Below are 22,534 nucleotides of genomic sequence, written 5' to 3'. Positions count from 1 at the left end.
GGGGCTCTTTTCTTTTGGGCTTAAGCCAGTTGTTCTCAAGCTCTATCTTTACTACTATGCTTTATACTTGGATATGGTATTTTTTTGCAAATGTATCGTATAATATTTTTGTATTTATTGTACATTTGAATTCGTTAGGGCATATTTTGGACTTGAGAAGTATATGACTTAGGAAGTATATTTTAAAGTTGGAGGAAATTTGGAGATGGTTATAAATAAGAAAATAATCTGGTTTTGTATATTCATTTTTATGATTACAGTGACATCCTGTAGTAATAAACAATCAGAAAGTAGTATACAATCGGATCGAATACCAATGTTAATGATTGAAGATCATCTTTATCTTGATACCGGTGAGCGGATTTCCGTTGAAATAGATGATTCCTATTTAATGGGCATAATTACATCACAAGTAGCTGATTCCGAAATTCCAGTAAAAAATGATCAAAGTAATTTTGGGTATGTTGGGGCCCAATATGCTTCTTATAAGGAGGGTATCGTTGTTATGATAGATAATCAATGGCAATTATTTCGTAAAGAAAAATTGACTTTAGAAAAAGTGATAGAATTATCTCATAAAGGACAAGAGCTTTCATGGAATGATTTTAAAAGTTATGATAGTACGGAAATAGGTAGTGGACTCTATATCTTGCGTTATGGGATAGATGAAAACTATTACCTTCTTATTGGAGGGAACAATCCACGGGGAAAGCCTGCATATATTAGATTGGTAAAAGTCGATAATTCAGAAAGTTATATAGATATTAGAGAAAATAATGTAGAAGAGTTTATTCAAAGTAATTAAATTGGTATCTGTAATGATTAAATATAATAATAATAAAATACAAAAATAACCAAAAATTATCTGTATAGCAGGCTTAGTAAGAACCTGAGCCTGCTATTTTCATTCGATTTAATTACATTTATACTTTATTTTGTAATTTACTCACATAAATCTTTGTGTTATCATATAATTGGATAAAGATGGAATATATAACCTATAAAGGGAGGGATGTTGAATACCGTTAATGAGCCTCACAGGTATAAGAATGGAGACTGTTACGCCTCGATGATGCGACTTGAGATGCAACAAGATGAGTCGTTCAAAAAATTGATCAGAGGAGGAATAGTTATGAAAAAATTTTCAAGCTGGATATTATCTATTGTTTTGATGCTGAGTTTGGGAGTAACTTCATTTGCTGCTGGAAATGATGGTGCAGAAATTGATATTAGAAAAAGCGTAGCGCCGAATAATTATAACTACAGCAGAAGTATAAATTCAGATGGAGCTGCTGTGGCAGTACCTGAAGCTACCGTTGAAAGTGAATTTGTTCACAAAATTGATGGCAAAGAATTTGATATTAGAAGAAATGTAGCACCGGATAATTATCAAGTCCGTAAAAGCATAGAATCTGATAAAGCTACTGATCAAGCTGTTAATCAAGCCGCTGTGGCAGACTCTAAAACTACTAAGGATAAATCTCTGCTTGCTTCGATGCCCACAGGCGGCGGCGAATACCCTTATAACCCTTCCTATTGGAATGATCCAGCTAATGTCTTTAGAGCAAATTGTTATGGATATATTTTGAATAGAATTGCAAATGACACAAGTGATCCGTTAGCTGGTTATATGTTTCAACCGGGGTATAGAACTGGAAATTACTACACTTCGCTTACTACAAGTGCAATAATTACTGCGGTAAAATCCGATATGGCGGATTTAGGAAGGACAATTAGGAGTTCAAGCTATAGCGAAACGCCAGGTTCAAATGAATACAAAGTCGCGCTTGTTATAGCGCCAGGCACTGATTATCATTGGTATAGACAGGATTCAGATGGCGGTTGGTCACATAAACCCGGATTAACTAATATTGACTATCGAGATGCATCTGGTAATTATATCTCAGATCCACGAACTTGCGACCGGAACTATTCTTATGCTAATTATAGCACTTGGGGCGGCTATTATATTATTTCCAAGTAAGTTGGTGAAAGCTACGCAGACAATATTTGCACACAAAGCCCCCTTTTGCAAGGGGTCTTCAACTGTGTCAGGAAGGATGTAGATACAAACTACCAATATCTAGTAGGATAGCGAAGTCTGCAATTATCGCAAGCTTTCCTCTGATAGACAGGCGGGGGTACGCAATTGGAGCAGGTTCAGGACGTGCTTTTCATGAGAGAAGGCCAAGAACTAGAGCTGCTGGTTGTGCAATATCTAGAGGAAAGCTGGCTGAAGGCACGGAGATCAGAGGAATGGTGCCATTGTCCAAGTGTCTTATTAGGAGAAATCTGGTGATGAAAAAGTTCATTAGAAGAAGACGTGCCTTGCGGTAGCTTTGCGGTGCGTCTTTTTTATGTCCCGCAAATTTGTGAGAAGAAGGGTTGCGGAGAGGGGAGCTTGGGGTTTAAACTGTTTAATAAACAAATAAATTCATTGATTAACAAAGATGTTAACATAAAATAACTAGAGGTGATTCAGAATTATGCTACAGGAAAATTCAATCTTCTTGCCCGTGCTCTCTGACAGCACTTTTGTTAACCCGCTTAAGCTTACCCCTGGAAATGGTACTGACGGTGCCCAGTCCAAGGTTCATCCCGATCCGTATGTACTGAAGCATCAAGGAGAATATTACGCTTTTGCTACGGGAGGCAAGGGGGTGCTTGTCCTGCATTCTATCGACCTGGTGAATTGGACCCACCTCGGATATGCCTTTCAGCTTGAGGGCAGAAAAGGGTACTGGGCACCGGCGGTCGTGTACGAGAACGGCAAGTTCTATATGTACGTCTCCTCCATGCCGGAGGAAGCGGACGATGTCCATTTGCAGCGCCTGCTCGTAGCTGAAGCTGATCGGCCGGAGGGTCCGTATGAGATGCGCAGAACGCTATATGATACCTTCTCGATTGATGCGCATGTGGTAAAGGATGAGCAGGGCGATTATTATTTATTTTATTCGAATAATGAATATGCCGGAGTGGATGCGGAGCGTCCGGGCACGGTGATCCTGGTGGATAAGCTGGTGGATATGCTCACGCCGTCCGGTCAGCCGCAGATTGTTGTGGTGCCTACCCTGGATGAGGAAATATATGAAGAGAATCGTTTTGGCGACGGCCGCGACTGGCATACGATCGAGGGTGCCTGTTATGTGCGGAGAGGCGATAAGCATTATGTCATTTACAGTGGCAATGCCTATGTACGCCCGAATTATTTCCTGGGCTATTCTATGGCGAAGGGACAGGACGGAGCGGGCTTGCGTGAACTGGTCTGGAATAAGTTCCCGTCTGATCAGGAGTATCAGCCGTTGCTTCGTAAAAATGAAGGGGTAGAAGGCGTAGGTCATAATTCGGTAGTTCGCGGTCTGAACAATGTGGATGACTGGGTATTCTATCACGGGCGGGACGCGAAGGATACGTTGGACTTTGATAAGGAGCAGCGGACGATGCGGAGTGACCGCTTGCTCTGGAGCGGTGATGAAATGTGGATCCCGGGCCCTACCTATACGGAGCAGGACGCCCCTTCAATGCCCGCCGTACGCGACCTGTTCAATAAGGAGCAGCTGGAAGCCCATTGGAAGACGGAGGGCGGGGACTGGAAGGCTGCTCAAGGCGTGTTGACCCAAAGGGAACGAAGCGGCGAAGCGGCGCTTTTGACCACAGAGCAGTTCGGAGCCAAGCGGATGGAGATTCATTTGTCCTGGAACCATGATCATCGGGGAGGACTGTATGGCGTATATCCATGCTACCAGGAAGATGACAGCTATACCGCCTGTCTGCTGGACGTGGGGCAGAAGCGGCTTCGGCTCTATGCTGTTGTTCAAGGCGTCAAGCTGCCGGAAGCAAGCAAATTGCTTCCTGCCGGTTTTAACTATGAAGCAAGCCATTTTCTGCGTATTGAGCAGGCAGGCGAGAATTATGTTGTCTGGCTGGATGATGTAAAGATGCTGGAGGCTTCCTTCCCGATTTGTGAGGGATATGCCGGACTGTATACAAAATTCACCTCGGCTAACTACTACAGTGTGGAGATTACCCGGCATCTGGAATATACAGGTTCCTTGGCTGCCGGAGCAGCGAGTCATATCCGTCGTATCCACGGGAAGGGGCAGCTGGCCTGCTGTATGGAGCAAATGTTAGGCACCAGTCCTGCATCCCGTTCAGAGTGGCTTGTTGATTTGCCTGCTCACAGCGGACCCTCGTACCAGTTCCAGCTTGATCTCACGCCAGGACATCGGAGAGGGGAGGCTGGTATTTACGGATTGTATGAATCCGCAGAACACTATGTTGCACTTGTGCTGGATCGCTCCTCAAATATGCTGCGGGTGGTGCAGCAGGTGAACGGTGAAGCATCAATCCTTGAGGCGCGTCAGCTTCCCGGGCATTTCGACTGGAGCCGGCCCCACACCTTAAGCTCCGTTTTTCGTGGAGGACAGCTTATGCTGCGAATGGATCGTGATATTGTTTATTGCGGTTCAGTGTCTCCATCGCAAGGAACGCCAGGGATTATCCTCACTGGCAATGCCGTCATTGAGCATCTGCAGCTGACCGAACTCGGCAAATAAAATAAACAAAGAAGGCCGGGGACTTATTCCCGGCCTTCTTTGTTTAATCCATTTAGGTAGTAATGATCACTTCGATATCCTGCTCGTAATTGCCGAAGGCTCTGCCGAAGAGGCTGACTCCGCCCGGATGCCGGGCCTCCGGAAGAGAGCTGATTCGAAACAGAATATCCTCTGACCGGACAAGGCTCAGCTCGTTCACCCGCACATCGGACATTTTTACGCCGTCAACGAAGGTGCCTTCTCCATTGACAAGCAGTGTTTTAAGGAGACCGTATTGCGTATTTCCCGCCCCCCACCAGGAAGGAGTCAGCTTTCCGCGCTGCTCTCCGAAGTCACCGGGAGAGGTCCATACGCAAAGCGGATGCCCATTCAACGAAAATGTGATGTCAGATGGCCAGTTCTCTTCATAGCCCGGAGCCTCGGAAGCGATCTCCAGGGAGATGGATATGCTGCTGATCTGTTCGGCTGCGGTCATATAGTTCGGAATCCGATATTCCACAAAGCCGCTGGAGTACCATAGATGCTGAGCCTTGGCGCATTCAGGCTCGGCAAAATAGCGCGGGTCGTCCCGCATGCCGATCAGCTTATGCTCGGAGGCAAGGCCGCAGGTTGGCCTGACTTGATAAGCGGAGTATTGTCCGATTGGAATGGACACGGTATATTGATTGGACAGAGGAAGCGTGCGTTTGTCCGTAAAATGAGAGGGATACCGCAGCATATATTCATCATCCGCCAAGCGGCATTGCTTCTGCATGCCCCGCTTGGCAGGAATCGCCTCACAGCGTACGATTCCGCCTTCCTCCAGCTTCTGGATGTGCTTGGTGATTATAGCGGAGGACAGCCCTAATTGCTCCGCAAGTTCCTTGATATTCCCAGGGCCCTGCAGCAGAAGCTCAACGATCTTCAGCCGGGTATCCGATGCGAGTGCTTCAAATAGAGGCAGATTGTCCGGATGAATCAAGATTTCTCTCATCGGGTATTCCCTCGCTTTCACCCAATTAATTAATGATTAAGATAATTGTATAGCTAAAAGGTTAAGCAGGCAAACAAGGGTCACGATCTCGCTGGCCAGGCCCTTCAGATCGGACAGATCTGCGGATGCCGCTGACTTTTTGTATGGAATATCGCACAAAAATCATGGATGTAGTGGTCAGACAAGTAATTTTATACGGAAAACCGCACAAAACTTTAAGTTATGGCCTGGATAAGCAGATTTTGTACGAATAAACGCACAAATGCTTTCATTTAGGGGCCACAGGCCGCCACTTTATACGAAAGATCGTACAAAACTGGCTACACTTAAAATGATTTGGGGCATGATTCGGGAGCATCCTGCACGATCATTGCGGTATGACGTATATCTGAATACCTTGCTGCATGACAAGCGAGCATCCTTAAAGGCATTCATGGGCGGAATTGGAATATGATGATAAACACAACCATTGTCCCTAAATTGCAATGCCCTTATATTACTTATGCCCTTAAATTACTTATTGACTTGCTTCGCGGAGCGTGGTAACATATTTTTGTTGCAGTAAATTTTGAAGTTTTACTACATGCGGTCGTGGCGGAATTGGCAGACGCGCACGGTTCAGGTCCGTGTGGGCTAACCCCCCGTGGAGGTTCGAGTCCTCTCGACCGCACCATACTTGACAATGAACGAGCTCTTGAGTTTCCTTTCGCGGAGATTCAGGAGCTTTTTGCATACTTGGAATTTGTCCGATTGATTTAATACCGGATTTTATCCCTATTTTGGGCTATCTCGATGATTTAATCATTGTTCCATTAGGAATTACGCTCTTTCTTAAAATGATTCCTCAACCTGTTATTGCAGAGTGCAGAGATAGAGCGGAGGAGATAAGGAAGCAGGGAAAACAGAAAAATTGGGTGACTGGTGCATTATTCATTTTGATTTGGATCATAATCGTCGTTTGGATCGGCAGCATCTGCTATAAATTATTGACTTAAGATATCTGTATAAAGGAAAAAAGATGTTTTCAGCAAAACGTGTATTTTCAATAGCATTACCGGTCTTAGAAAACAGGGAATGGTAGAGGGATGAAACCTCGTTGCGCCTTGAAACAGTATATCTACCTTATCCGGTACGTTCCCCGCACTTGCACAACGAATTTATGGTTTCTTTGCAAAAGACAGCCCTTTCTCTTTAAGAGCATCATTCAGTATTCTCACTGCCTTCGGTCCAACCCCATGAAGCTTCAAAATATCCGATTCCGTAACTTTTATAAATTGCTCAAGCCGATAAAATCCAGCATTATGGAGTACACGATTCGCGGTCTTACCCATATTGGGCAGATCGTTTTCTGGTGGTGAATGATTAATAATGTCCATGTCTAGCCTACCCTCATTATTAAATTTTATTTTCTAAAATAATTATTTTTTCACTTTACGTTTGGGTTTCGTCAGGTCAAAACTATGTTTTACCATATCGTGAAGATCATCCTCCGGAAGGTCTCCATCTAAGATAACCGTATTCCAATGCTCTTTACTCATATGATATCCCGGCTTAACTTCTTTAAATGCGTTTCGAAGGAAATCAGATCGATCAGGATCACATTTCAGGTTAACGCAAAGATGATCGTCTTTTTCAAATATTAACGCAAAGAGCTTCTTGTTTCCTTTGTGGCGTATGGCTATCCAACCTTCTCCAAATGGATGATCTTCATATGAAGCTGGATAAGATAAACAGTATTCTACGATTTCTTCTAATTTCATTTTGGACCTCCGTCAAGAAAGTGGACACAAAAGAAAATCAGATTATGCGGTTTTTCTTTTTTTTGAACTTTGCTGCAAACTGGACAGGGGAAACATAACCCAGCGCACTGTGGATTCGCTTGCGGTTATAAAAAAATTCAATGTATTGAAACATCTCATCCTGTGCATGCTGCTTCGTTTTAAACCGGGTACAATAGACAAACTCTTTCTTTAGTATGCTGTGAAACGATTCAATACAGGCATTGTCATAACAATTCCCCTTGCGGCTCATGCTTGCTTTCATGTGGTACTTCTTCAGCCGTTTACGGTAATCTGCGGAGGCATACTGAGATCCCTGATCGGAGTGATGGAGGAGTCCCTTCTGAGGCCGTTTGGCTTTGTATGCATCGTCCAAGGCACCTAGTACCAGATCGGTCGTCATTCGCTCTCCTAGCCTCCAGCCAACAATCTCTCGCGTACAAAGGTCAAGCACACTAGCCAAATACAACCGGCCTTCTCGACAGGGAAGTGAAGTAAGAGACAGGGCGTAGTCGAGCTATTTCCCTGCCTCTCCTTCCCGAACCGGACATGCACCTCTCAGCGCATCCGGCTCTCCATTTAAGTGTTGCTTAAAGCAAAGGCGACTTCGTCATAATAGGATTCAATTGTACGACGTTTCTCAGAGCGGAGAATGTATGGGTTTTCGTTCGGATTACGCCATGTGAACCATCTTTTGCGGCTGGTTATCAGCCTTCTCAGTGCTAGTTCCCCATAAAAGCCCCGGCTGTTTTGACCTTGCAGTACCCAGATTCTGGCTTTGCCTTTTTCCGGTGATCGGACATAGTCTCGCATTAACGCTCGAAAACCGCGTTTGTACTTTCGTGCCAGCCAGTATCCGAGTTTCCAAAATACCGTGCGATCTACTTTGCTGTATATCGTCGCTGTGTGGTCCGTGTATTGGTAGAAATTCGCCCACCCTGCAAGTTGTCGGTTAAGGCTTTCAACTAAGTCCATTCTGTTCATGCCGTAATTCCCTGACAGTTGTTTGACTAGTTTCTCAGTAAAGCGGCGGTATTTCTCCCATGGGATGGATGAGACAGGGCGCATTTGTCCCCGGGCTCCTCGTTTGCGAATAATGCGATGACCGAGGAAAGTAAAACCATCGTTCACGTGCGTAATATGTGTCTTTTCCATATTTAATGTAAGTTTTAGCTTATCTTCGAGAAATCCCCGGCATGCCTCTCGCACTTCTTCAGCATGGGCCTTGGTTCCCTTGACGACAACTACAAAGTCGTCTGCATAACGGCAATAAGAGATTGCTGGTTTCCATTGTCGATTTTCATGTATCGCGATAGGACGCTTGTTCAGGATGCCGAAGTTCCAAGCCCAACGATCTTTCCGCGCCTTCTTGTTCAGAAATTTCGCTTCCATCCATTGGTCAAATTCGTGTAACATAATATTGGATAGTAGCGGTGAGATGACCCCACCCTGCGGAACTCCCTCACTTGAAGCACGAAATAAACCATGGTCTACGCATCCTGCCTTGATCATCTTCCACAGCAAGGAAAGGAATCTTTGGTCAGAGATACGTTTACGGACAGCCTTCATAAGCAGCCGATGGTGTACGGTATCGAAATAGCTCGCCAAGTCACCTTCAATGACCCAGCGGCCGGCGGTTGCATTCGTTTGTTCGTTTCCATCTTGCAATTGCATCTTGATAGTTCGAATTGCATGATGAACGCTCCGCGCTGGTCTGAATCCATAGGAGACCGGATGAAAGTCACTTTCCCATATTGGTTCCATTGCCATCAACATTGCCCTTTGTACGATACGATCTCGAAGACAAGGAATACCTAGCGGCCTGAGTTTGCCATTTGCTTTGGGGATGTATACCCGTCGGGCTGGATGCGGACAGTAGTTTCCCGTTAGCAATTCATGGCGTAACATTTCCAGTTCAAGGTCGAGTATTTCTTCCATCTTGCACTTGTTTACGCCATCTACACCCGCTGTTCGAGCTCCACTTGAAGCGAGAGTAATGCGAGCAGCTTCACTTAGCCAAGACCTGTCAGCAATTAGTCTAATGAGTCGGTCGAACTTGCGTTCCTTGTTTTCAGTTGACCATGTCGCCAGTTTGCTTTGCATTTCACTGATTATCAAAGGTCTTCACCTCACTGCGGTCAGTTAATAAGCCAAACAAACCACTTAAACTGCCTCCCTTTGCCATGTGACCGGCTTTCCCGGCCTCGGACTACTACGGAGGCTCCGTCATCCTGCATAGCATCGGGGAACACACTCCCTTGGCATCTATGCAGGCTTTCCCCAGTTCGCATGATGGACTCCACACATGGGTTAGGTTGCCTATCGCAGTCTTTATCCTTGCTTTCTGCAAGTCGTCGCGGACATCATGATCTAGCTGTGCACTCTTCGTGACTCCCAGCCGGTGCACCTACATGTTCAACCGACCTTCGTGAATTCCATCAATTCGGTTAACGGAAGTTCAGTCCGCAACCTGCCTGTTAAACGGTGTAGGCAGGGGTGACATTTCAACCCTCAGATGCGGTTTAATAGGTTCGTGTTCCTCAACCTTCCCATGCTCAGCCTAGAGACTCATCTTGGCGTAACCGTTTCGCCGCAAGCCCCGTTTCCCGCGGACTACGTCACCTTGCCAGTGTCGGCAAGTCACCGCCACTTCGGCTCACTTCTTCTCACAGCAGAAGAAGGGCATGTCTGTAAAAAAAAAAAAAACTCGACATGCATTCCAAACATGCTCTAGTAACTGCGTTCCTCTAAGGGAACTTAGTTAGCTGGGCGTACTGTAGGTGATATCTGTAACCCAAACCTGGTTCGGTTCAGCCGTTTTGAAGTTTTGATTCAGCAGGTTTGGATGGATCGGTAAATCGTGATTCGAATCGGTCGTCTTCACTCGGAAGCGCTTAGCAACACAGGAGCGCAAGTCCAACTCTTGCATGTATTTCCCTACCGTCCGCTCGCTAACACTGTAGCCCTCTTTCTGTAGAAGCTTGGTGATTTTGGGGCTGCCATAACGTCTCTTGTTATCCTCAAAATGATAGGTGATTCGCTCTAGCAACCGTGCTTTACGCTCCGCTTGAGCGCTGACAGACGCCGCTTTCCATTTGTAAAATCCGCTCCGGGAAACATTGAAAACATGGCACATCTTCTCCACTCGAAACTCGGAGCGATGGGTTTTGATGAACTGAAATCTCAGTTCTTTGGTTTGCTGAAGATGTGCACCGCTTTTTTATGATCGCAAGCTCCTCTTCGACGTCTGCGATTCGCTGCGCTCTTACCCTTAATTCTTTTTCTTGTTCCTTCAACCGCTGCTCAAGTTCTCGAACCTTCTCCGCACTGTTTACTGATTCATCGCTGAACTCCCGGTACTTCCCCAGCCAGTTGTGTAGCACGCCAGGGGAGATTCCTAGCTCCTCGCCAATCTCCACCACCGTCTTCGTCTGATTCTGAATATACTTTACGGTTTCTCTTTTAAACTTTTCATTGTATCGCTGCCGTTGTTCACCCACGTGAACACCTCCTCGTTAAGTTCATTATTAACACTCTCTTAACCGGTGTCCACTTTTTATTCTAGCTCCAGATCTTCACCTGATTCCAACATTCGAGACAACCAATAAACAGATGCATTTACATCACTATTTCGCATGGATTTATGCAGTGCGGAAATGATATTATAGTGTTCTTCTCCATCTTTATCATACAAAAGTGATTTTCGATGAATAATTTGCAGCAGCCCTTCTTTGCTAATTTCAATATATTCCCCTTGTTTCTCTCCGTTAAGCACAGCCATTTCTAAGGTGTTTAATGCCACCCTGGCATCTCCATTTGAATATTCTGCGATAGCAGAAAGTACGCCCTCTTCAAAACCGATCTTTTGTTCTCCGTATCCTTTAGGATCCATGATCGCTTTTTTTAATAATTCAACAATATCTTCACTGCTTAGTTGATGAAGTACAAAAACTTTGCTACGAGATAACAAGGCTGAGTTAACTTCAAACGATGGATTTTCGGTTGTAGCGCCGATGAGAATAATGCTCCCTTTCTCCACATACGGAAGAAAGGCATCCTGTTGTGCCTTATTAAATCTATGAATTTCATCAATGAATAATAGGGTTTTCTCCCCTAATTGCCTGTTTTCCTCAGCTTCTTTCATTATGTTTCGGATTTCTTTAATACCGCAACCGATTCACTGATTTCTCCAACGGCATCTAGCGGCAATAGAGATCATGGGGTAAAATAGTAATAATTCTTGCTATACTTCAGTAGGTATATTGTCGTAAACATAAAGGAGACAGCATGGGGAATTATCAAATATGTGATTTTTGTGGAAATTTATCCGAAAAAACAAGCAGAAAAATGTGCAAGAGCTGTGAAGACGGATACATCAAAGTACGAAGCATTGTCGAGAAATACCCGGACACGATGGTGATTGATATTTCGAGGCAGACGGGAATAAGCACCAGCAAAATTTTAGCTTTTGCCAGAAACGGGTTTTTCATTTTGAAAGAAGGCACGATTGAGGGAATGGAGTAGAGCAACTCGGATCACTATATAGTAACTCAGCCTTTTATGAATGCGGCATCGCCATTATGTTCTTTATTGTCGGCATTATCGGATGTGTGGCGAGCTTTTTCTGCCTGAAAAATCCGGTATACAAGGCTCTGGACAAAGTACAATAAGAGGTTGCAGGCAGGGCAGGGGAGTCAGCCCTGCCTGTTTCATATCAGTCTGTCAATCCCATATTTTAGGGCGGTCAAGCCCCATGGTTCTCATGTAGTCTAACAATTGACCCGTGTGAACAGATTCGTGGTAAGCAATTCTCAATAGCATATCGCCAAGCGATCTAACATAACCAACATCAGAACGGTCTATCTTAATATTTTCTAAATCGTGTACACTAAGAGATTTAATATAGTTTAAGAAATCCTCACGATAAGGCTTTGCGAATGAAATTTCATCGTCCAATGTTGTGAATTCTCTGTTTTCAAATGGATTATCTACATTATTTAATGCTGAACTGCCTCTTCCGATAAGAATTTGGTGATATAAAAATTCACTTTCTAATAAATGTCCAATCATTTCGGCACAAGTAAGGGCATCTTCATCCGGTTTCCAATTCAACATTTGTTGAGGTATGGCTTTCCAAACCTTTATACTCCTGCGTCGAACCTCTTCAAAATTCATGATTATCAAATCGTTGCTATTCATTACAGCTTCCTCTCCTTCAGGTTTTATCTATAAAGAGGATTATACCAAGAATAGATCCACATACAAGAATTCATAGATCATCCAATATTAGCCTCATCTATTGAAACCAGCGTCCGTCATACAGATTTTGCTTTTTTAGCACCACCATCAGACGGCTCATGGACAGAATCATAACAACAAACAGCAGCATCAGAAAATAGGGGAAAACATTCAAGCCAAGCGATTGCCCCAGCAGACCAAACAACGGAGGCATTAGTGCGATTCCCACATAGGAGGCAGCCATCTGAGTGCCCATCATTGACTGTGAGATCTCTTTGCCAAAATTTCTTGGTGTTAAGTGCAGGAGATTTGGGAAGATCGGTGCGTTGCCAAGGCCGACCAAAAATAGAGCGGCAGCCGATACAACAGTGGGCAAGGGCAGCATGAGCATGACAATCGCAGCAACGAGGATACTCTGTCCGATTTGAATTAATTTCCAACTGGTCAACTTATTCGCAGCTAAACCCGCCAGCAGTCTTCCTGTAGCCATTCCGACGTAATACAAGGTAAGGCATTTGGCTGCACTTTCTACAGACAAGCCTTTGGTATATACAAGGAAGGTGCTTCCCCAAATGCCGGCTGTGTACTCAATCGCACAGGAAGCGATCAGCATCAGCCACGCCGCTCTCGCCGAAGACAGCTTAAACAGGTATGCGATACTGACCGTTCTGGAAGCCTCATCCTTCGCCTCCTGCTTGTCCTGGTTTGCTATCCTCCATAACGGTAACGAAAACAAGGTTATCAATGCGATGACACCTTGGATCACGAAGACAGTGTAGTAACCGCCTCGCCAATTGTCCTGCTCCGAAAGCGCCAGCGACATCAAATACGGGCTTATCGAAACCCCAATGCCATAAAAGCAATGCAGCAGATTCATGTGACTGGACTTATAGTGGAGCGCCACGTAATTGTTGAGCGCTGAGTCTACAGCTCCGGCTCCTAATCCGAGCGGAATGGCAAACAGGCAAAACCATGCCAAACTTTGTGAATAAGAAAAGCCAAGCAGAGCGGCAGCGGTCATGACAACGCTAATTGCCGTGATCTTGCCTGTGCCATATTTGTTGATCACCTTTGCACTGATCAGACTGGAAATAATTGTACATCCTGAAATGATAAACGTCACATATCCCGCCGCCGAAACCGGCAAGCCGAATTCCTGATTAATTGCAGGCCAGGCGGTCCCGAACAGCGAATCCGGTATCCCTAAACTGATGAATGCGATGTAGATGATGATTAAAAGAAGTGTAGCCATAATTCCCTCCTGAGATATCGTCTAATAGATAAACGGATGCCATATACAACAGTTTGCACATGAGTTTAAATATATCACATGAAAATGTTGATTTACTTGCAGTATTGCTCATGTTTATAGTACAATATCGCCAAAAATGGAGGCGCTTGAATTGCAATCAGCGGTTGCTACAGATAAACAACTTCGGGAGTTGGCAACACATGGCTCCAAACCATTTCCAATCCAATTTTATCTGGACGATACGGAGAATTTCCCGAATCACAACGTCAATCGACATTGGCATGATGAATTGGAGTTTGCCGTCATTCAGGAAGGGAAGGCGGATTATCTGATTGGCGAAGAGAGCGTGCAGCTCTGCCAAGGGGATGGGATTTTCATTAATTCAAAAGTCATTCACGGTTATGAAGCAGGGGAAAGAGCGGTTGTGCCCAATATCGTATTTGGTTCGGAGCTGATTTCGGGCGGGAATCAAACGGTATACCAAAAATTTGTACAACCTGTATTGTACTCTTCCATTTCTTGCTTATCTCTAAGCAATCAGATTGATTGGCAAAGCGAGATTTTGCAATCCTTGCACAGGATTTTCCGCTTATTGAATTCGGAGGAAGAGACAAGAGAGCTCGACGTACAGATCAACCTCGCCTCCATCTGGCGCATATTGTATCTGCATAGGCAAGCCTGTATGGAGTTGCCGCAAAACGCGGGTTTCCAGACTACTCAGGCACGATTGAGGTTGATGCTGGAGTACATTTATGAGCATTATACGGAAAAAATACGACTTGCAGATATCGCCTCTGCCGCCAAGGTAAGCAAAAGCGAGGCGCTGCGCTGCTTCAAGGAAGGGGCAGATACTTCTCCAGTGGACTATCTGATCCAGTTCCGCTTGAATAAAGCCAGGGAACTGCTGCAAACCACGACAAATACCGTTACGGAAATAGCCGGAACGGTCGGTTTTGAAAATGTCGGATATTTTGGCCGGATGTTTAAGAAGGCATTTGGCACCACACCTCAAAATCTGCGAAAGCAGGGGGCAGAGACAGCAAAAGGATTTGTTGAATGTTAGGGTAAAATCCCGGATTCCTGGTCATCCATAACGAGGCGGGAGACTCGACAGAATGGAAATATGCTGGTAGACTATTGTGCGTAATAATTACGAATAATAAATGGTGTTCCGCTTTACGGCGCCTTTATAAAGGTTGTTCAAAAAGTTGTCTTCCCCATGACGAAGTAGGTTCGAGCAGCGGAATCGACGTCGAATCATTGAATTCAGCCGGGCCTTCCGTTGCTCACGCAGGTTTGCCTACGCTCCGCTCCTTTCGTCCCTGGCTTCATCATCCAACCTTCTCGGTTGCTTGGCGGGAGTGGTCTGGCCAACAGACTGCTCCCGCTTCTTTTCATATGTTGCGACTTGCTTACAAATTCACTTTTTTAGAAGAAAGAGATATAATCAATGGCGAGTTTGGAATCCTTAGTGACGGGGAGTGCGGAGATGCTTTGAGCCAAAAAATATTAATTGTTGAAGATGATATCAACATTTCGAACATTATCAAAATGAACTTGAATCTCGTGAATTACGAGACGACCGAAGTGTACGACGGACAGACTGCTTGGGACAGGATTCAGTGCGAAAAGTTCGATTTGGTGCTGCTGGACGTGATGATTCCCGGAATCGACGGTTTTGAGCTGATGGAGAAAATCCGACCGCTGCATATTCCGGTGATTTTTCTGACGGCGAAAAATGCAGTGACGGACAAGGTCAACGGATTGAAGCTTGGAGCGGAGGACTACATTGTGAAGCCGTTCGAAGCTCTTGAACTGCTGGCGCGGATTGAGACGGTGCTGCGCAGGTTCGGCAGGGAGGAAACCGTCATAACGTTACGAGACCTTCAAGTCTTATTGGACAAACGGGAGGTCAGGGTTCAAGGGAATCCGGTAGAATTGACTATGAAGGAGTTCGATTTGCTTGTTGTTTTATTGAAAAATAAAAATATCGCCCTGTCCAGGGAGCAGCTGTTGGATAAAGTGTGGGGAATCGATTTCTATGGCGAAACACGAACTGTGGACATGCATATTAAGGCGCTGCGCAAGAAACTGGGATTGCATGATCGCATTATTACGGTCTATAAAATCGGGTACCGATTGGAGGACTAGGCATGAAGTTTTGGCAGAAAATATCCCTGTTCTCGATCCTGACTTTCATCATTATCTTTAACCTGGCTTCGGTGCTGGTCATTGAACGGAATCACAGCAAGATGCTCCAGCAGGAGATCAATACGATGTTAAGGGAAAATATGAATATTCGTTCGACGATGGAGGTGGTGGCCCCGCTTCTGAAAATGTACAATTCCTTTGAATATGAAAAAACGGTGTTTACGAATATAGGAAATGAGGCTGTGGCCAGGAATAACGACCAGAGGATGTATCTAAGCATCGTAGATGAAATGGACCGCGAGCTGTACAGCAATGTCGATTTTACGGTGCAGCACCCGGAGCTGCAGGGGGCTTCCGAGGATGAGATCCGGTATATGCTAAGTGACGTGGATCGGCGGACGATTTTGTTTACCTCCAGTCTGGTCCGGGTAAATCAAAAATTATTTACCATCGGCTACATGAAAGACGTCACGCCGATTTATCAGGAGCGGGCGGAACAGTTCCGTTTTTTCCTGCAAGTGGATATTGCCGCCTGTCTCATCTATATCATTCTCATGTTTTTGATCAGCAAAGGCCTGACCAAACCGATCGACAAAATGATGAGAACCGCAAAGGTGATTGCGCAAGGCGACTTCTCAAAACGGGTGGAGATCAAATCCAAAGACGAAATCAGCAACCTGGCCCATCATTTTAATCATATGGTTTCGGTGGTTGAAGATAAAATCAATGAACTGGAGCTGCACAATTTGGAGAAGCAGCGGTTTATCCAAAACTTTACCCATGAGCTGAAAACCCCGCTAACCTCGATCATCGGCTACGCCAATTTTTTGCGGGTGACGAAATATCAAGAGGATGTTTTCCTGGATGGGTTGAACGTCATTTATAACGAGGCCAAAAGGCTGGAATCCCTCTCTATGAAGATGATGGATTTGATTTTGTCCCAGGCGGACCATTTTGAGATGAAACGGGCAAATTTAAAAACCGTCATTGACGAAATGGATTCGGCTTTGGCCATGAAAGCGAAGGATAAGAACATCCGCCTGGTTTATGACTGTAAGGATTGCTGGCTTTGGCTGGAGAAGGATTTAATGAAAATTCTCATCTTCAATCTGGCGGATAACGCGATCAAGGCATCTCCGGAACAGGAGACGGTAACGATTCGCACGTACGCCGACCGGCAACAGGGTGTTCTCTCCGTGGAAGACCACGGCATCGGGATAGCTCCCGAGCATTTGGACAACATCTTTGAACCGTTTTATGTCTCGGACAAAGCAAGAACGCGCAGCTACAATGGAGCGGGATTGGGATTATCCATCTGCCAAAGCATCGCCCGGATTCATCAGGGAACGTTCGAAGTGATCAGTGAAGAACATAAAGGGACCACCGTCACTGTTAAGTTTAAGGTGATGGGCGAAAGCGAGGTGGACTCATGAAGGCCCAAACGTTCGCCATCGGCGGGATCGCTTGCCTGATGCTTCTTGCAGGCTGCGGAGAAGTATACCAACCGATCGTCAAAGATACGGTGATGATCAAAAAAATAAACCAGGTCATGCCGGAAAAGAAGCAGGAGTACCCTGGAACCTTATCGGAAGACACCGTGAAAAATTTAAGTGTGGATGCGGTAAACCGGCTTTTTCATCCCCATATATCGTCAGAGGATTTGAGCCTCGAAGTCAGCACACTCGATTTGGAGCAGGTAAAAAGGATGCTGTATCGGATTTCGGGGGATACGAATACAGATCCCGTTGCCCAGTATGAAGCCTACTTAAACGCCATTCCTAACGGAATATACCGTGTCATCATAAGCAATCGGGACAAACCTTATATTGATTACATCGTGATAATGAATGCAAAGGACGGCGATATCCTGGAGATTAACAGCTATGCAGGCTACGAGTCCGATCCCGTTAAAGGCGGCAGCCAACCGGGCAAAGATGAACTGGTTTCCATAGCCAGGCAGTTTCTAAAACAGTTAAGCGATGTAAATCCGGACGACTTGGAGCCTAGAGAGCAACCCATTTTGGGAAATCAGGTATACAGAAGCGTATTGTTCCAAAATAAGGAAACCCAAAATATACAGTACGTGCTCACGCTGCATTTAAACACGAGAGAGGTCGTGGGTTTTAGTAAAGATATCATGTCTGTTTTTCTTGCGCCGGTCCCTTGACACGGTGCTTTTTTTTGCGATTTTACAACTTCATTACAACTCGACCTTACTTCTTATATATGGATGTTTTATTGTACTTAAGGGACAAGAAAGGGGGTTGAAGAATATGTCACGTCCAGCGCAGAAGGAGATATGGATGGCCCTGTGCTTTCTCGCGCCGAGCGCGGTCGGCTTTTTCACCTTTTATGTGATTCCATTCGGTCAGAGCCTTCTGTATTCTTTCCGCAGCGGGCTGGACCACGGTAAGCTGACCTTGGCCAATTACGAAACCCTGCTGCAGAGCGCATCCTTCGCCAAAGCGGCGGCGAATACGCTCCGGTTTACCGCCATCGGCGTCCCGTTGCTCATCATCCTTTCCCTTGCGCTTGCCCTATTTCTGAACTCAAGGGTATTTTTCCGCAAGTGGCTGCGTACGGCCTATGTGATGCCGCTTGTTGTTCCGGTCGCTTCCGTTGTTCTGGTTTGGCAAATTTTTTTCGATTGGAACGGTGCGCTCAATGTCCTGCTTGAAAGAACCGGCATTTCGCGGATCGATTGGATGAAGTCGGACTGGGCTATGGCCGCGATCGTACTGATTTATATTTGGAAGAACATCGGCTACAATGTCGTGCTGTTTCTGGCGGCATTGCAGAATATTCCGGACCAGTATTATGAAATTGCCAATCTTGAGGGGGCCGGGATTTTCCGTAAATTTGGCATTACCCTGATTTATTTGCTGCCCGGCATGTTTTTGGTCTCATTGATGTCCATCTTGAATTCGTTCAAAGTGTTCCGGGAGACCTACCTGGTCGCCGGCGATTATCCGCATGACAGCATCTATATGCTGCAACATTACATAAACAACATGTTCTTATCGCTCGAAATCGAAAAGTTATCCGCCGCTGCGACACTCCTTGCGCTTTGTATTCTATTGGTGGTGTTTATCCTTTATCGCGTTGAGCGGTCGTTTCATTCGTTCATGGAATAGATAGCAGGGGGCAGGAAATGAAGAAGAGATAATTTGTATTCGCGTGGATACGCACCCTGGTCTTGATCGCGGGAGCCGTTGTCGTGCTGATGCCGGTCGTGCTCACGGTAGTGAGCTCCTTGATGACCGAGAGGGAAGTCCATGCCAATTTCGATATGCTTGGCAAGAGCGGTGCCAAGGAGCTGGTTAACATGAAATGGATTCCCGATTGGGTTTCCTTTGCGCAGTATGGCAAGCTGCTGATCAAGACAACGCACTATCTGCATATGTTCTGGAACTCCGTCTTGATGGTGGCCCCGATCATCATTGGGCAGACCGTGGTCGCGCTGCTCGCTGCATTTGCGTTTGCCAAGCTGCGTTTTCCCCTTAGAGAGCCGTTGTTTTTGCTTTACCTGATCGCCATGCTTATGCCGTTTCAGGTCACGCTCGTGCCGAACTATATCATGGCGGATCGGCTGGGGCTGCTGAATACGACGGCCTCTATCATTTGGCCCGGTATTTTCGGAGCTTTTGGTGTATTTCTGCTCCGTCAATTCATGTTGCAAATACCGACTGCTTACATAGAAGCCGCCAAGATGGACGGAGCGGGAGTTTTGCGGATATTCGGATGGATCGCCGTACCGATGGTGAAGCCGGGGATCGCCGCCCTGATTGTTCTGCTATTTACGGATTACTGGAACATGGTCGAACAGCCGATTGTCTTCCTTCAGGATGAAGCGCTGCAGCCGTTATCGGTCATCTTATCCCGTGTCCAGGATGAAACATTAGGGGTGATGTTCGCTGCATCCGTTCTCTATATGGCACCTATGCTGCTGCTCTTTTTCAGTATGGAACAATACTTTATCGAGGGGATCGAGCTCTCGGGTATTAAAGGATAGGGGGCAAATATGAATGTGATCAAAAAACGTTTGGCGCCATCTCTGCTTGTGCTGTTTCTTGTGACCCTTGCCGGGTTTACACTGTTTTCCAATACGCTTCGAACCATGACTTTGCCGAAAGTCATTACGGAAAAGCCGAGCCCGGGTCCGATGAATCATCTTGTCGAAGGAAATGGTGTCGTTTCGCCCGGGCAGCAGGACGACCTGATCAGCGAGAGCGGCTGGAAAGTAACGAAGGTGTACGTCAAGCAGGGCGATTCGGTGGCCAAAGGCCAAGCACTTGTGGCTTTCGATGGAACCGAGCTGGAACAAACGTTGCTAGACGAGGAGGCGTCACGGCGAAAACGCATGCTGGAAAAGGAAGATGTAGAGGAACAATTCAAAGTCGCGATGCAGCATGGCGATGAGGACGCCATTCTCAAAGCGAAGCGTGATTTGCAAACCTACAGGTTGGATGAGGAGACATCCGCACGCAAAATAAATGCCCTTCGCAACGAACTGGAGCAAAAGAAGATGCTGACAGCGCCCTATGACGGGATTATAAGCGATGTTCAGGCACGGGAGGGGCTTCGCGTACCGCAGGGCCAGAAGGCACTGTCCTTGGTAAGCCCCGGTAAAGGGTTTGAAGTATCATTTACCGTCCGTGCCGATTCCGCCGCGTTGCTCATGCTGGAGGAGGAGATTCCCGTCAGCGTCATCCTAGGCGGCCAAACGAAGCGGATGAATGGCAGGGTGGCGGAATTCAAGGATCGTCCGTCTGATGGAGCCAACGGGGACGGGACCGGGACCCAGGGGATCTCGGCCGCGCAAAGAATCGTGGTCGTCGCCCTTGCGGGTGAGGAATTGAAGGGAGGGGAGCAGGCAAGTATCCGGATCGAGAAACCCTCCTTGCAGGAAGGTATGGTTCTTCGGAAGGAGTATACCAAGAATGACGGCAAAGGACGCTATGTTTTTGTGGTTCAGGAAAATAAAAGCTCGCTGGGGAACGCTTATTATGCGCAGAAGAAATATATTCGGGTGCTGGACGAAACCGCCGAAGAGCTTGTTGTCGAGGGACTTCACGAGCAGATGGATGTGATCACGGAATCCAGTGTGCCGCTGCAAGACGGTAATCAGATAAGACTGCAATAATAGAAAAGGGAGGCAACGCACCTATGTTTAAAAAATGGTTCGTTATGTTGTCTATAATGAGCTTGTTGCTTGCAGCTTGCTCGAGCGGAGGAAAAGAAGCGGGCCAGCAGCCAGGGGCACAAAAAAACATTGTTATCGCAACCCCGGTAGCTAGTCCGTATCTGAAGGAGGCCGTACAAAAGTTCGAAGCTATTCATCCCGATATTCATGTGGAGATCAAAGAATATTTTACGGCGATGAAGGCCAAGCAAGATGCGAACGGACAGGTTACGCAAAATATATCGCTGCTGGAGGTGGAAAAGTACACGCAGTCGATTACGACCCAGATCTTATCCGGCAAGGCTTCCGATCTGATCGCTACGGACTTTTTGCCGAAGGATAAATTCATTAAAAAGCAGGCGTTTGCCAATGTCAGGGAACTGATGGATAGTGACGGTTCCTTCCAGAAGAGTGAGTACTACCTTGTGGATTCCGGAGCATCTAACGAAGGTTTGTATGTTGTTCCTACCTCTTTCTCGCTGACTGGGCTGGTACAAGGAAACAAGTCGCTTATGGAGCAAGCGGAGATTGCCGTCGATGACAAGACATGGACATGGGACCAGGTCAGCGATTTATCCAAACAGCTGAAAGAAAAGGCCGGTCAGGATACTTACGCCTTCCTGGACATCGATCCCACTTATTTGATGATGGGCGATTTGCAGAGGTACTATCAGCGCGACAGTGCGAGCTTCGATTCCGATGCGTTTCGCAATGCGATGCAACAGGTCAAGACTTTATACGATCAAAAAGCCATGCCTATAGAGTTTGGCGCAGATCACAGCAAAGGATTGTTCAGCTTTGCGGATATGTCGAATCCTACCGGCGCACTTGTCAGTATTTTAAATCCGGAAATGTCGATTTACCGAGCCCCTTCGTTTACCGGTCAAACGGGCGAGATCGGTTATGAGGCCGGGGAGGCCTATGCGATTAACAACAAATCGCAAGTGAAGCCGGAGGCTTGGAAGTTCTTGAGTTTTATGCTCTCCGAGGAGATGCAGGATTCTACCGAACTGAGCGGATTCCCGTTGAACAAAGCGGCGGCACAGAAAAAAATCCAGCAAGCCCGCGAGCAAATCGAGAAATCCGGCAGCACAGGGGATGCTTCGGATTCCACGCCGATTTCATTTCCGCTGCCTGATGCCAAGGCATTCGATCAAGCTGAGGAAACGCTGAAATCGGTAATGGAATCCGCCGTTTCCAGCAGCTCGGCGGATTTGGAAATTACGAATATCGTTATGCAAGAATTTGCTTACTATATGAATGGACAGAAGACCGCCGAGGAAGTCAGCCAGTTGATCCAGAATCGCGTAACGACGTATTTGAACGAATAGTTTCTTTAGCACGGGGACGGATTGAATCCGTTCCTTTTCTATTGCCAGAAGCTGCCGTTTTCAATGTTTTACA

At 46.2% G+C, this 22,534-nt stretch carries 22 protein-coding genes, 1 tRNA gene and 1 pseudogene; 14 read left to right on the top strand and 10 right to left on the bottom strand.

The window, feature by feature from the left end:
* The first annotated feature begins 250 nt into the window (after positions 1-250).
* The 3 genes from KI362_RS03855 to KI362_RS03845 all read left to right on the top strand — a co-directional run bounded on the left by KI362_RS03855 (position 251) and on the right by KI362_RS03845 (position 4,556).
* Entirely contained in the window at positions 251-805 is a 555-nt protein-coding gene (locus KI362_RS03855; protein WP_301624991.1) for a hypothetical protein, read from the top strand.
* Between the two features lie 327 nt (positions 806-1,132).
* Entirely contained in the window at positions 1,133-1,984 is an 852-nt protein-coding gene (locus KI362_RS03850) for a hypothetical protein (protein ID WP_301624989.1), read from the top strand.
* Positions 1,985-2,486: 502 nt separating this feature from the next.
* Positions 2,487-4,556 carry a glycoside hydrolase family 43 protein gene (locus tag KI362_RS03845; protein ID WP_301624988.1) on the top strand — a complete coding sequence of 690 codons (2,070 nt, stop codon included), beginning with the start codon at positions 2,487-2,489 and terminating at the stop codon, positions 4,554-4,556.
* 52 nt (positions 4,557-4,608) lie between these two features.
* On the opposite strand, the gene KI362_RS03840 is transcribed toward KI362_RS03845, so the two are convergent.
* Positions 4,609-5,529, bottom strand: a complete 921-nt coding sequence (locus KI362_RS03840; RefSeq protein ID WP_301624987.1) for an ArsR/SmtB family transcription factor — start codon at positions 5,527-5,529, stop codon at positions 4,609-4,611.
* 585 nt (positions 5,530-6,114) lie between these two features.
* On the opposite strand from KI362_RS03840, the gene KI362_RS03835 reads away from it, so the two are divergent.
* Both KI362_RS03835 and KI362_RS25495 read left to right on the top strand, forming a co-directional pair.
* Positions 6,115-6,202 (top strand) — tRNA-Leu (locus KI362_RS03835).
* 58 nt (positions 6,203-6,260) lie between these two features.
* Positions 6,261-6,524, top strand: coding sequence for a YkvA family protein (locus KI362_RS25495; RefSeq protein ID WP_374705620.1), 264 nt, complete (start codon positions 6,261-6,263; stop codon positions 6,522-6,524).
* 162 nt (positions 6,525-6,686) lie between these two features.
* Here the strand turns inward: KI362_RS25495 and KI362_RS03830 are convergent, their stop codons facing one another.
* The 7 genes and pseudogenes from KI362_RS03830 to KI362_RS03800 all read right to left on the bottom strand — a co-directional run.
* Positions 6,687-6,905 carry a DNA-binding protein gene (locus KI362_RS03830; RefSeq protein WP_301624985.1) on the bottom strand — a complete coding sequence of 73 codons (219 nt, stop codon included), beginning with the start codon at positions 6,903-6,905 and terminating at the stop codon, positions 6,687-6,689.
* A 42-nt stretch (positions 6,906-6,947) separates the two neighbouring features.
* Complete coding sequence (locus KI362_RS03825; RefSeq protein WP_301624983.1) at positions 6,948-7,289, bottom strand: MmcQ/YjbR family DNA-binding protein; 342 nt, start codon at positions 7,287-7,289, stop codon at positions 6,948-6,950.
* A gap of 37 nt (positions 7,290-7,326) precedes the next feature.
* Entirely contained in the window at positions 7,327-7,812 is a 486-nt protein-coding gene (locus tag KI362_RS03820; RefSeq protein ID WP_301625249.1) for an IS3 family transposase, read from the bottom strand.
* A gap of 74 nt (positions 7,813-7,886) precedes the next feature.
* Positions 7,887-9,410 (bottom strand): group II intron reverse transcriptase/maturase, encoded by a 1,524-nt coding sequence (gene ltrA / locus KI362_RS03815; RefSeq protein ID WP_301624981.1) that lies wholly within the window; start codon positions 9,408-9,410, stop codon positions 7,887-7,889.
* Positions 9,411-10,068: 658 nt separating this feature from the next.
* On the bottom strand, positions 10,069-10,356 hold the full coding sequence (locus KI362_RS03810) for an IS3 family transposase (RefSeq protein ID WP_301624979.1): 288 nt from the start codon (positions 10,354-10,356) through the stop codon (positions 10,069-10,071).
* Positions 10,357-10,363: 7 nt separating this feature from the next.
* On the bottom strand, positions 10,364-10,807 hold the full coding sequence (locus tag KI362_RS03805) for a transposase (protein ID WP_301624978.1): 444 nt from the start codon (positions 10,805-10,807) through the stop codon (positions 10,364-10,366).
* Positions 10,808-10,878: 71 nt separating this feature from the next.
* Positions 10,879-11,475 (bottom strand): annotated as a pseudogene (locus tag KI362_RS03800) (AAA family ATPase); the annotation flags it as partial.
* 179 nt (positions 11,476-11,654) lie between these two features.
* On the opposite strand from KI362_RS03800, the gene KI362_RS03795 reads away from it, so the two are divergent.
* Complete coding sequence (locus tag KI362_RS03795) at positions 11,655-11,831, top strand: hypothetical protein (RefSeq protein ID WP_301624976.1); 177 nt, start codon at positions 11,655-11,657, stop codon at positions 11,829-11,831.
* Between the two features lie 198 nt (positions 11,832-12,029).
* Here KI362_RS03795 and KI362_RS03790 read toward each other — a convergent pair whose 3' ends face one another.
* Both KI362_RS03790 and KI362_RS03785 read right to left on the bottom strand, forming a co-directional pair.
* Entirely contained in the window at positions 12,030-12,506 is a 477-nt protein-coding gene (locus KI362_RS03790; RefSeq protein WP_301624975.1) for a DinB family protein, read from the bottom strand.
* 97 nt (positions 12,507-12,603) lie between these two features.
* On the bottom strand, positions 12,604-13,797 hold the full coding sequence (locus tag KI362_RS03785) for an MFS transporter (RefSeq protein WP_301624973.1): 1,194 nt from the start codon (positions 13,795-13,797) through the stop codon (positions 12,604-12,606).
* A gap of 151 nt (positions 13,798-13,948) precedes the next feature.
* Here KI362_RS03785 and KI362_RS03780 point away from each other — a divergent pair, with 151 nt between their 5' ends.
* The 8 genes from KI362_RS03780 (at position 13,949) to KI362_RS03745 (ending at position 22,461) form a co-directional block, all read left to right on the top strand.
* Positions 13,949-14,860, top strand: coding sequence for an AraC family transcriptional regulator (locus KI362_RS03780; protein WP_301624972.1), 912 nt, complete (start codon positions 13,949-13,951; stop codon positions 14,858-14,860).
* A 431-nt stretch (positions 14,861-15,291) separates the two neighbouring features.
* Positions 15,292-15,948, top strand: a complete 657-nt coding sequence (locus KI362_RS03775) for a response regulator transcription factor (protein ID WP_301624971.1) — start codon at positions 15,292-15,294, stop codon at positions 15,946-15,948.
* Between the two features lie 2 nt (positions 15,949-15,950).
* Positions 15,951-17,381, top strand: a complete 1,431-nt coding sequence (locus KI362_RS03770; RefSeq protein ID WP_301624969.1) for a sensor histidine kinase — start codon at positions 15,951-15,953, stop codon at positions 17,379-17,381.
* Positions 17,378-18,115: a hypothetical protein gene (locus tag KI362_RS03765; protein ID WP_301624968.1), complete on the top strand. Its 738-nt coding sequence runs from the start codon at positions 17,378-17,380 to the stop codon at positions 18,113-18,115. The genes KI362_RS03770 and KI362_RS03765 overlap by 4 nt, the downstream gene beginning before the upstream one ends.
* Before the next feature lie 106 nt (positions 18,116-18,221).
* Positions 18,222-19,082 (top strand): carbohydrate ABC transporter permease, encoded by an 861-nt coding sequence (locus KI362_RS03760; protein ID WP_301624967.1) that lies wholly within the window; start codon positions 18,222-18,224, stop codon positions 19,080-19,082.
* A gap of 89 nt (positions 19,083-19,171) precedes the next feature.
* Entirely contained in the window at positions 19,172-19,960 is a 789-nt protein-coding gene (locus tag KI362_RS03755) for a carbohydrate ABC transporter permease (protein ID WP_301625245.1), read from the top strand.
* A gap of 15 nt (positions 19,961-19,975) precedes the next feature.
* Positions 19,976-21,091 (top strand): efflux RND transporter periplasmic adaptor subunit, encoded by a 1,116-nt coding sequence (locus KI362_RS03750; protein WP_301624965.1) that lies wholly within the window; start codon positions 19,976-19,978, stop codon positions 21,089-21,091.
* Positions 21,092-21,114: 23 nt separating this feature from the next.
* Positions 21,115-22,461: an ABC transporter substrate-binding protein gene (locus KI362_RS03745; RefSeq protein ID WP_301624963.1), complete on the top strand. Its 1,347-nt coding sequence runs from the start codon at positions 21,115-21,117 to the stop codon at positions 22,459-22,461.
* Positions 22,462-22,534 lie beyond the last annotated feature (73 nt).

The organism is Paenibacillus apis (genome assembly GCF_018333295.1).
GTDB classification, from domain to species: domain Bacteria; phylum Bacillota; class Bacilli; order Paenibacillales; family Paenibacillaceae; genus Fontibacillus; species Fontibacillus antibioticophila.
This window is presented reverse-complemented; position numbering and strand designations above follow the sequence as displayed.

Coding starts and splice junctions, on each gene's coding strand:
- KI362_RS03855 (WP_301624991.1), top strand. CDS start 251: ATGATTACAGTGACATCCTGTAGTAATAAACAATCAGAAAGTAGTATA.
- KI362_RS03850 (WP_301624989.1), top strand. CDS start 1,133: ATGAAAAAATTTTCAAGCTGGATATTATCTATTGTTTTGATGCTGAGT.
- KI362_RS03845 (WP_301624988.1), top strand. CDS start 2,487: ATGCTACAGGAAAATTCAATCTTCTTGCCCGTGCTCTCTGACAGCACT.
- KI362_RS03840 (WP_301624987.1), bottom strand. CDS start 5,529: ATGAGAGAAATCTTGATTCATCCGGACAATCTGCCTCTATTTGAAGCA.
- KI362_RS03830 (WP_301624985.1), bottom strand. CDS start 6,905: ATGGACATTATTAATCATTCACCACCAGAAAACGATCTGCCCAATATG.
- KI362_RS03825 (WP_301624983.1), bottom strand. CDS start 7,289: ATGAAATTAGAAGAAATCGTAGAATACTGTTTATCTTATCCAGCTTCA.
- ltrA (WP_301624981.1), bottom strand. CDS start 9,410: ATGCAAAGCAAACTGGCGACATGGTCAACTGAAAACAAGGAACGCAAG.
- KI362_RS03795 (WP_301624976.1), top strand. CDS start 11,655: ATGTGCAAGAGCTGTGAAGACGGATACATCAAAGTACGAAGCATTGTC.
- KI362_RS03790 (WP_301624975.1), bottom strand. CDS start 12,506: ATGAATAGCAACGATTTGATAATCATGAATTTTGAAGAGGTTCGACGC.
- KI362_RS03785 (WP_301624973.1), bottom strand. CDS start 13,797: ATGGCTACACTTCTTTTAATCATCATCTACATCGCATTCATCAGTTTA.
- KI362_RS03770 (WP_301624969.1), top strand. CDS start 15,951: ATGAAGTTTTGGCAGAAAATATCCCTGTTCTCGATCCTGACTTTCATC.
- KI362_RS03765 (WP_301624968.1), top strand. CDS start 17,378: ATGAAGGCCCAAACGTTCGCCATCGGCGGGATCGCTTGCCTGATGCTT.
- KI362_RS03760 (WP_301624967.1), top strand. CDS start 18,222: ATGTCACGTCCAGCGCAGAAGGAGATATGGATGGCCCTGTGCTTTCTC.
- KI362_RS03755 (WP_301625245.1), top strand. CDS start 19,172: ATGCCGGTCGTGCTCACGGTAGTGAGCTCCTTGATGACCGAGAGGGAA.
- KI362_RS03745 (WP_301624963.1), top strand. CDS start 21,115: ATGTTTAAAAAATGGTTCGTTATGTTGTCTATAATGAGCTTGTTGCTT.